The organism is Kitasatospora sp. NPDC097691, assembly GCF_040302665.1.
In the GTDB taxonomy this organism is placed as follows: Bacteria; Actinomycetota; Actinomycetes; order Streptomycetales; family Streptomycetaceae; genus Kitasatospora.
Window position 1 is genome coordinate 1 of record NZ_JBEORY010000106.1, and the last position, 9,729, is coordinate 9,729.

At 69.8% G+C, this 9,729-nt stretch carries 3 protein-coding genes and 3 pseudogenes; 1 reads left to right on the forward strand and 5 read right to left on the reverse strand.

The window, feature by feature from the left end; all coding sequences use genetic code 11:
* Window positions 1–437: 437 nt before the first annotated feature.
* Window positions 438–623 (reverse strand): hypothetical protein, encoded by a 186-nt coding sequence (locus ABTY56_RS38110; RefSeq protein WP_350634287.1) that lies wholly within the window; start codon window positions 621–623, stop codon window positions 438–440.
* A 127-nt stretch (window positions 624–750) separates the two neighbouring features.
* Between ABTY56_RS38110 and ABTY56_RS38115 the strand changes: the two are divergent.
* Window positions 751–1,479: pseudogene (locus tag ABTY56_RS38115) on the forward strand (transposase family protein); the annotation flags it as partial.
* Between the two features lie 135 nt (window positions 1,480–1,614).
* Here the strand turns inward: ABTY56_RS38115 and ABTY56_RS38120 are convergent.
* The 4 genes and pseudogenes from ABTY56_RS38120 to ABTY56_RS38135 all read right to left on the reverse strand — a co-directional run.
* Window positions 1,615–2,220, reverse strand: a pseudogene (locus ABTY56_RS38120) (IS3 family transposase); the annotation flags it as partial.
* Window positions 2,221–2,366: 146 nt separating this feature from the next.
* Window positions 2,367–2,546, reverse strand: a pseudogene (locus ABTY56_RS38125) (transposase); the annotation flags it as partial.
* A 79-nt stretch (window positions 2,547–2,625) separates the two neighbouring features.
* Window positions 2,626–6,078 (reverse strand): hypothetical protein, encoded by a 3,453-nt coding sequence (locus ABTY56_RS38130; protein ID WP_350634288.1) that lies wholly within the window; start codon window positions 6,076–6,078, stop codon window positions 2,626–2,628.
* A complete protein-coding gene (locus tag ABTY56_RS38135) occupies window positions 6,075–9,668 on the reverse strand; it encodes a hypothetical protein (RefSeq protein ID WP_350634289.1) in 3,594 nt (1,197 codons plus the stop codon). Before ABTY56_RS38135 ends, ABTY56_RS38130 begins: the two co-directional genes overlap by 4 nt.
* Window positions 9,669–9,729 lie beyond the last annotated feature (61 nt).

Genomic DNA, 9,729 nt, shown 5'->3' on the forward strand with positions numbered 1-9,729 from the left:
CTCCCGCGCGGCCCTCCCGGTGTCGGTCAGACCGCCACCCTGCGCGTACCTCACGCCAACAGAGCTACCGGAGGAGACCGGTGGCCGTCAGGCAAGCCGCCCCGACATCACCCTTTCAGGTTCAGTATCTCGGAGCGCGAGCTCGCACGACGCACCTGGCTGAGTCACGCGACCATCAGGACCTTCGAACGCGACCGTGGGGACTTGCCTACTCCGACCGTTGCCCGCAGTTTCGAGGAAGTCCTCGGCTGGGCTCCGGGGAGCATCACGGCCACGCCGTCCGAGGCGACGGGCCTTGATTCATCGGCCGATTCGAGCTCAGGCCTCGAGTAGGCGCGCTGGTCAGGGCTGCTTGCCGGACGGCTACGGTCGTGGCAGGGCGAACAAGCCCGGTTCGGTCTCGGCCAGGATGTTGCGTCCGGCCAGGCGCTTAAGCTTCAAACGGACGTTGTTGATGTTGTTCGGAGCGGGGTCAGGTCCATCGCCTCGCACACGCCCCGTGCCCGCAGCGGACCGTCTGCCTGGGCGAACACCGCCAGGATTTCCCGGTAGGCCGCCCCGTCCGGCAGCTCCGGGGCGGACGCCGACGGCGCGGTCGGGGCCGGGTCGGGCAGCTCCAGCATTGAGCCTTTTCAGAGTGGCCACCGATCGGGTGACGGCGGTGCTGTCGGCGCGTGGGCATGACGAACGGGGCTCTCGGGCGGTTGAGAGAGATGTCTGAAGTCTCAACTGTTCCGCCGGAGAGCCCCGTTGGTCACCTATCCTGCCGCACTGGACCTGCCGCACGCCCTCGTGGAGTGGGTCACCATGCTCATCGTCACCCGGGAGGGTGACCGCCGGTGCAAGCTTCGGCCCTCGCAGCGGGCCATCGTCGCGCTGGTCTATCTGCGCAAGCACGACACCCTCGCCCAGATCGCGGCCGGCTTCAGGATCAGCGTCGGCACCGCCCACGCCTACGTCCGTGCGGTCACCGACCTCCTTGCCCGCCGTGCGCCTGGCCTGACCCGGGCCCTGCGTGAAGCCGACCCCGAGTACGTCCTGGTCGACGGCACCCTCGCCGAGTGCGACCGCGTCGGCGACGGCCGCGCCGACTACTCGGGAAAGCACCGTCGCCACGGCGTGAACCACCAGGTCATCACCGCTCCCGACGGCAAACTCGTGTGGGTCTCGCGGGCGCTGCCGGGCCGCACTCATGACCTGACCGCCGCCCGGACCCACCGCATCGTGACGACCTGCGTCCGCCTCCGCATTCCCGCCCTGGCCGACCTCGCCTACACCGGCGTCGGCGGGACGTTCGCCGTACCGGCCAGGCGAAAGCCCGGCAAGGAGCTCACCGCCGGTCAGAGATCGCTCAACCGGGCCCACGCCCGGTTCCGGTACCCCGTCGAACGAGGCGTGGCGACACTCAAGCGATGGCGGATCTTCCGCCATGCCCGCTGCAGCCCGAACTGGCTTACGTCAGCAGCCAAAGCCGTCCTACCCTGGAGCTGCAACGCTGAAAGAGCTCACTGCCTCCCATCAGGCAGCCTCTGCCGATCAGCTATCCATCCACCACACCCCAGCCCACCCAGCTAACTGAACATCCCAGCTCACAGACCCGCCCACCAACCATGATCACCGGGCGCGGACACCTCGCTGATAGGAGAATCCGTCACGGTCGCGCTGCCACAGCGCCATGTCCAGCGCATCCAGGACAAGCCGGGTCTCCTTGGAGGTCGAGGCCGACCAGCCGACGATGCGGCGAGAGAAGGTGTCCACGACGAAGGCGACGTAGACGACTCCGGCCCAGGTCGCGATGTGCGTGAAGTCGGCGACCCAGCAGCGGTTCGGCTCTGTGGCGACGAACTGGCGGTCCACCAGGTCCGGGGCGCGTTCGGCGCCCGGGTCCGCGATGGTGGTGATGACCTTCTTGCCGCGCACGGCGCCGGTGATGCCGAGTTCGCGCATCAGGCGCTCGACGGTACAGCGGGCCACCGAGTGGCCCTGCCGGCCCAGCTCCCACCAGATCTTCCGGGCTCCGTAGACACGGTAGTTGGCGTCGTAGACCTCCTTGATCAGCGGCTTGAGTTCCTCGTCGCGCACAGTGCGGGCGCAGGGCGAGGCCACGCGCTGGTGGTGGGCGTAGTAGGTGGAGGGGGCGATGCTGCAGCCGTGCTCGGTGAGCACACGGCAGATCGGCTCGACGCCGCCGAAGCGGCCCCGGTGCTCGTCGATGAACGCTGCGAGCGCAGGTGTGGCCGGTCGAGCTCGGCCGCAACGAAACCTGCCGCGGCCTTGAGGATCTCATTGGCGCGCTTGAATTCGACGATCTCCTTCTTCATCGCCTTAATCTGCGCGGACTCCTCCGTGGTCGTCCCCGGACGCTGCCCGGAGTCGACCTGGTCGCGTCGCACCCAGTTGCGCAGCGTCTCGGCGGACCCGATGCCCAGCTTCTCCGCGACGGCCCGCAGCGCGGCCGACTCGTTCGGGTAGTCACCGAGGACCTCGGCGACCATGCGCACCGCACGACGGCGCAGCTCAGGCGGGTAGGAGGAAGGACCTGCCATGACTCGAATCCTTACACGAAATCGAGTCCCCACCGAACCTGGGACGGTTCAGTACCCGCTGCCTGACCGTCTTCAGGGGCTATGGGAGCGGCACCACATCCGTGAACACGACTCGGTCTGACAGCTCCGTCGACGGCTCGGTGAGGACTTTCTCCGGCTGGTCGCTCGGTGTGCCGCTCGGTATCTGTTCGAGCTCCCGCACGCGCACCCGCAGTGGGCCTGGGGCCGACGCCTCGACCAGCACCGAGTCGCCCAGCTTTGTTCTTCCACGGCCGACCCCTACCCAGCCGATGGATCCGGGGCCGACCTGGTGGGCGGCGACGCCGTCCACATCGGCGCCGCCGTCGGCGGGATGCTCCACGGCCACGCGGACGATGTTGGGCTCCGGGCCGTTCGGACCGATGCCGTCGAGGGTGACCCGAATCCAGTCGCCGGACATGCGCTCGACGGTGAGCGTGCGGTCAGGGAGCAGCGGGACGAAGTCTGTGCGGACCACGGGGGAGAGCTCGAGATCCGGGAGGCTGTGCGTCTGAAGGCGCGCGACGACAGGCCGTATTAGGGGGCTGTAGGACGTGGTGGCGGGCAGGGCGAGGTCGGCATACCAGCTGTCGCCGTGCGACCATACGGGGTGTGGCACGGCCAGTACCTTCAGGTCGATCTCGGCCAGCGCGACGTGGAGGCCGTCCAGCGCCGGGGAGTGCGGGGGGATGACGGTGTCCCAGATGGGGTCGCGGCCGAACAGGGTGACGTACGGAAGCAGGTTCTCGGTCGGCTCGCCCTGGGAGACCAGCAGCGCCAGGGCCTCTTCGGCGCCGGTGAGGAACCAGGGGCGGGCCAGTTCGACGCGCAGTCGGTTGCCCAGCCGCCGGTGGGTGATCGTGGCGCCGTTCTGGGCCGTGGCCCAGGTGAACGCCGGTACGACCGACAGGACCTGTGGCGCCGCCGGGCGGGCGGAGCTGGGCACGTCGATCTCTGGCGTTGGCGCCGAGGTGGTCTGGAAGTCCTCCGGGGCCCCCGAGCCGTAATAGGGACGGAATCTGCTGGTGGCGGTCAGGGTGTATGTCACCTGGCGGTGTTTGGTGTCGCCGAATTCGTGGCGCAGGGTCGGCAGCTCGGTGTCGCCGCGGCCCACCGGGACGGTGGTGACGTGGCCGGACGCCGGGTGAGTGCCGGAGTCGTCCACCTCGGCCCAGGAACCGGTGACCGTCAGCGTTCCGGTGCTCGCGGTGTGCACGCCGAGCGGCCCGGTGCTCGCGGTCTGCGCGCCGGGCGGGTCGGGTGTGGGTACGAGGTCGCTGAAGGTCTGTCCCTCGGTGCGCTGAGACTTCAGGGTGCCGGCCGGGGTAGCCAGCGGGCGCTTCACGGTGTGGAGCAGGGTGAGCGTGCGGGCCGGGGTGATCATCGGATTACGGCCACTGACGACCGCGGACAAGGCATCCTCCAGCACATCCGGGTGGTCGCCGCCCAGGTTCCGGGGCAGCCATGCGTTGAGCGCGAAGGAGCCCAGAGTGGTCGAGTCGAGGAAGGAGGAGAGTTCGAGGGTCACTTGCTGGGCTGGCCCGAGCGCGACGGTGAGGTCGTCGTCGGTAGTCCAGTCCACGGTCGGTTCTCCGGGGCGGCGCACGTGCAACACGATCCGCTTGGATGCCAGATCGGGCCAGGCTCCCTGCCATCCCTTCGGCTCCAGATCGGCTGGCGGGCCGCCCGGCTCCGGCCGCAGGAACACCGCGGCGCCAGCCGCTGCCGGATCGGGCAGGGTTTCACGGAGGACCAGCCCGAACGTGTCGTCGGGACCAGCGAGGTCGAACATGCCGTGCCGCTCGACGGTCTCAAAGGCGGCGGGAGGCGGCAGCAACGACCGTACCGCGTCGGCGGACGGCCGGCTGGCCTCGTCCTCCTCCGCCCGGACCACCATCACAAAGGTCGTCGCCCCCGGCCCGAGGGCCCCTGCCTCCACCCCGTCGGGCAGCGTAACGGTCGGAGAACCGATCGGCTCATGCCTCCCGAACAGCACCGTGTCGGAGTCGCTACCGTCCGGCGACGGGCTCTCCGGCGGCCGGCCGCCGCCCGCGATGTCGGCCACCCGGGCGCGGATCTGGTAGAGCTTGCCGAACCTCAACTTCAGCAGGGTCCCCGGTTCAGGCTCCATCGTCCAGCCGAAGTCGAAGGGCAGCGTGTTCGTGGCACCGGTGGGGTCGCCCGTGACACGGCCGTCGAAGGTCGGGCGCGGAGCGGTCAGGCTCCAGCCGTCCCAGCGCGCGAGGACCTCGTCGGTGCGCAGCACCCCGTCGCCGTGGTCGATGCCCGAGCGGGCCTTGACGTGGCCTTCCTCCGGCGTTCGCCGGGCCACGGTCTGCCCGCCCACCGAGTAGGTGGCCAGTCGGCGGTTCAGCGAGTGCCACGTCTCGCCGAAGACTCGGACGTCGAAGCGGTAGCCCAGCAGGAGGTGCTCCGCAGTCAGCACTGGCAGTTCGATGCCGGGCCGTCCGACCTGGGTGTTGCCCTCCCGCTGACGGTCTTTCAGCTGCTCCTCGTGCCCATCGCGGATCAGCAGGATGCCGGCGGTGCGCAGCGCGGGGAGGGTGGGCGCGTGGTCGCCGGTTTCCGGGCGGACGGCAGCGGGGTCGGGCTCGCCGTTCTGTTCTCCGTCCGGTGCCGGGCCAGCAGCGGCGGCCGCACGCGCTGAGGCCGCCTCCGTGGCGGCGGCGTCGCGCAGGCGGCCGAGCGCGCTCACTGTGTCGATGGTTGTGAGGTCCCAGTGTGGACGGCCCAGCGCCAGCATGCCGTCGGTCAGGTCGGCGCCGTCGGCCCCCGTCGGCAGGAACGTCGCCCGCGTGTAGGCGGACCATGGCGAGGCGATCGGCGGCAGTCCGGCCGGTGGCGTGTCCCAGCCCACCCGTATCACGCCCTCGTCCGTGTCCGGCAGGTCCGCGACCGGTACGGGCAGTTCGAGGATCAGTCCCATCGCGCGCAGGACGGCGGGGTGTTCGCGCAGAAGTGCCAGGACGCGGTGGACGTCCGGCGGTCCGGCGTCGGGTCCGGTGCCGGCCGGAGCGTTCGCGGCCGGAGCCGGCGGCGTCTCGTCGTCCTGGTACTTGGCCAGTTCGGACCGTACCGTGTTGTGGAATGCAGGCAGGCTATCGGCGCTGCGCAGCACCATCGCCGAGGTCTGATAGGTCGCCAGGATTCGGCGCTTCTCGGCGGCCGTCGGCCGTACGGATACCTCGCGTTGAGGGATCGGCACCGCCGGGCGTACTCCGGCGTCCGGGCGGAAGAACGCCTCCCACACGCCGCCTTGCACCTGTGACCGGGGGGCGGTCGGGTGCGCGGCGACGGGGCCGCCGGGGGCGGCTGCGGTGTCGATGCGCAACGTTGTCCCGGGCGCCGTCAGGGACTGCGGCGGCCAGTGCGCCAGGCCGTTCGCGGTCAGGGTGGTCCCGGCGTCCAGCCGGGGGATGATCAGTAACCTCAGCAGGGCCTGGTCGGGCGGGGTGAGACCGCCCGGCACCGCTACCCACAGCAGTTCGCTCATCGCGCGTACGCCTCCTGGTATCGGGTCCAGTCCGCCCGTCCGGCGTCCCCGCCGTCGAGCCCCGGCGCTGCCTCCCCGCCGTCGCCTGCCAACACCCACTCCCCGCTGTCCAGCTGGACCGTGTCGGAGTACAACGTCAGGTCGATATCGATGACGAGGGTGGCGTGGCCGGTCAGCCGGTTGTGCTGACTGTCGTAGGTCAGCTCGACGAGCAGGTCGATCGAGACCGAAACCAGGCCCAGGATGTCGATGCTGCCGCCGAGCCGGATGAACCCGGTGAGTCGGACTGTGTCCCCCTCCATCACGTAGCGGACACCGCCCAGGGCGTGTACCTCGGCCTGGGCGATGCCGAAGTTCACCGCGACCGACGCGCCGAAGTCCAGGACCCCTTCCAGCCGCTTGAGGCCGGTTCCGTCGACGGTGAGCTGGAGGTATCCGCCGCCGCCGAACATGAGCACCTTGAGCTGGAACGGGTCGTCCGGGGTGGCGAACGAGAGCTTGACCGCGGGCGGGCCGCCTCGGAAGGGGATCTCGACGGCGACCCGCACGGCGATGTTCCGCAGTTCGAAGACGCCGCAAGGGGGGATCGATGGCAGGTTCATCCCGTAGGAGACCGTCAGGCCTTCGGGCGTCGCGTCTACGGTGGGGGCGGTGTCCCCGAGGTCGATCGCCGACTCCAGCTTCTTCAGCAGGTCGAGCGGACCGGCGAAGGAGACGCCGAAGCCGTCCAAGTCCAGGTGCGGGGCTCCACCGTCGGCCTGTTCGAAGATGAGCGAGGTGAAGGAGAGTTCCAGCACCGGGGCGGAGGCCGGAACGGAGAGCATGAACGCAGACATCTCGCAGCGGGTCTTGGCGCTGTCGGGGGTCAGCTCGGCGATCAGCGTGACGGTGGTGGTGTCCTGCTTTGCCGGGCTGTGCGGCGCCGCGTGCGCCACCAGGATCCCGTTGCTCTTCAGGTGCAGGTCCCGCCAGCTCATCCGGACGCCCGGCGGCCTGCCGTCCGCCTGTACCTTGACGATCTCCGGCGGCGGGGTGGCTGCCGGGAGCAGGGAGGAGAGCGGGATGCCCAGCAGCCGCATCTTCTCGAAGGCGGCGAGTGTATCGGTCGCACCCGGCAGGGCACGCCGGTCGACCGGGCCGAAGGTGCGGGAGACGACGTCGGCAGTGAAGGTCGGCATGATCAGGCCGCCGCCGCGTTCGGCCTGCTGGGCGAAGTCAGCTGTGACCGGTGCCTCCAGCGCGATCGCCGCGTCGGTGCGCGACCCGGCCGCGAAGTCGGGGTCGAACCTCGCCGTGACCCTGGTACGCAACTCCGGCAGCAGCGACCGTAGCTCGGGGACTTCGATGTCAAAGCCGTTCACTACCGGACGGAATCCGCGGTTCTCGTGGACGCCGTCCAGCCGCAAGGCGTGCACCTCCTGGATGTCGGCGGCGCGCGGCACCGGGTCGCGGACCAGGTCGATCCTGGCCCCGGCGACGGGCACCGGCCCTCCCGCGTGGAGCAGGTCGAGCGCGTCCCGCACCCAGCCGTGCAGCCTCGAGTCGTCCAAGGTCCGGAACTCCTCGACGACGTCGTCGCCGGGTACCACCAAGTCGTTGACGAAGACCAGCGGCATGGCGAAGGACACGTCGCCGAGGGTCCCCGCGCACCGGATGTGGAACAGCACCGGGTCTCCGAGGTCGGTGCCGTTGTCGGTGCACGGCACGAGGACCCGGGGCAGAGGGGTGCCAAAGCGGTCGATCCGGCCTTGCAGAGCAACCATCCGGGCTTTCAAGTCCCGAAGGTCCAGCGCGTCCCGCTGACCCACATCGGCCAAGCCCTCGGGGTTGCCCTCCTGGGCGGCGAACGGCGCGAGCTCGGCCAGCCGCTGGTTGACCACTGCCAGGAGCGGGGCCTCCTCGAGCTGGAGCGTCGTCAGCTCCCCGCGAATGCGTTGCGCCTGCTCGAACGAGAGGATGCGGGGATCCGGCTCCGGAGTTACTCCCGGATCCGGCCCCGGATCATCCGGGTGGTCAGGGTTCTCGGTGCCCGGTAGGTGATGCTGAGGGACGGCCGGCTGCTGCGCCCTGGCATCGGCATCGGCCTTGAGAAGCCCCTCATCCTCGGTGATCGTCGGCTGAATCACCTCCAGCCGGCTCGCCTCGACCGAGCCGGAGAAGTCGGAGCCGGCGAGTTCGCTCTGGCTGAGCGGGAAGCGCAGCGCCGCGACGGTCGCCCACGCGTCCTGGACCTGCTGCTGGAGCTGATCGCGATCGTCGAGCAGCGTCTGGGGCGCCGCTCCCGGGCGGGGGAACAGCTGCCAGTTGTCCTTGAGACCGGATACGGAGCGGGCGAGGACTTCGACTTCGGTGAACGGGAAGGCATGGGCCGCCGCGGACCGGTCGTCGGGGAAGGAGCGGACGGGTTCGGTGATCCGCAGCTCGGTGTTGAGGCGGAGTCCGGCGACGCCGTTCTCGATGACACGCCCGGCGGTTTTCGTCAAAACCGCCCTGTGGTTGAAGGGCCAGAGGATCCCGGTCCGCTCGACGACGACCCGCGCGTCCCGTCCCAGGGCCGCGCGGTGGTCCCACCGGAAGTTTTCGATGGCCTGATGCGCAGAGAACGACGCGCCGAGCGCGGTCAGCCGCAAGTACTCCAGGGTCACCGGCCCGCTGACGATGATCTGCCCGCGGTCCCCCACGTTCAACGGGGCGAACTTCGCCACCTGCTCGAAGGCGTCGTCGCCCGACCCCCGACTGGCCCTGAGGACAGTCAAACCGCCGTCCGGGCCACCGACCGGAAGCTGCCACAAGCTGGTGACGCCGCCCTCGGTCAGCACGGCCGGCCGGTGTCCCAGGCGTAGGACGGCGCCCGCACCCTTGAGGTCCAGCATCAGCCCGAAGGGCGCCTCGACGCCACCGTCGATGACCGTGCCACCCGCGAGCGCAGTCAGTATCCCCTCCGTGGTAAGCCGGACCTCTGCGCCCTCGGGCAGTCCCAGCCTGACCTCGAGCCAGCTTGCCCCAGCTCGCAGCGCGGGCCGCACGTCCGCGCCCCCTCCCGAATCCACACATGCCTCCTCAAGGGACTGCGACGGAAGTAGGACGGTCAGCGCGGCCTCGTGGTCGGTGACAGTGAGCCGGTCGCCGGCCCGTGAACAGCCGATCCAACCGACGCCGAGCAACAGTAGGTCGGCTGGCCGGACCAGAATCAGACGCGTGGCCTTCCCTTCGTTGTCCCCGCTGGCCGGACCGACCTGGGTGCCCGGCACCGTGCTGCTCTTGATCGTCGCGCCCGGTGGTGCTTCAACGACATCGATCGCGCCGTCCGTGTCCAGGCCGAACGTGAGCTCGGTGACCGGCTCCATCGGCGCCCTGAACTCGTATTGGGTCGCAGGTACAAGGGTCAGTTCGTTGATGTGGACCCGGGACAGGACAATCCCGCTGTCGAACATCGACGCCGGCACCAGGTCGTGGGACAGCATCCGTGTGTCGATGATGATCTTGTAGCCGTCGATGGTCAGCGTGGGGTCGGCGGTGGGCGTCCGTTCGGTGGCTCGGGCGAACCTCGAGTACGGGGAATCGATCGTGATCTGGCCGTTGACGTCCACACCGAACCGGAAATCCGCGTCGGTGTCCGTCGCTGATTGGAAGCCATACCCCGTTCCGGGA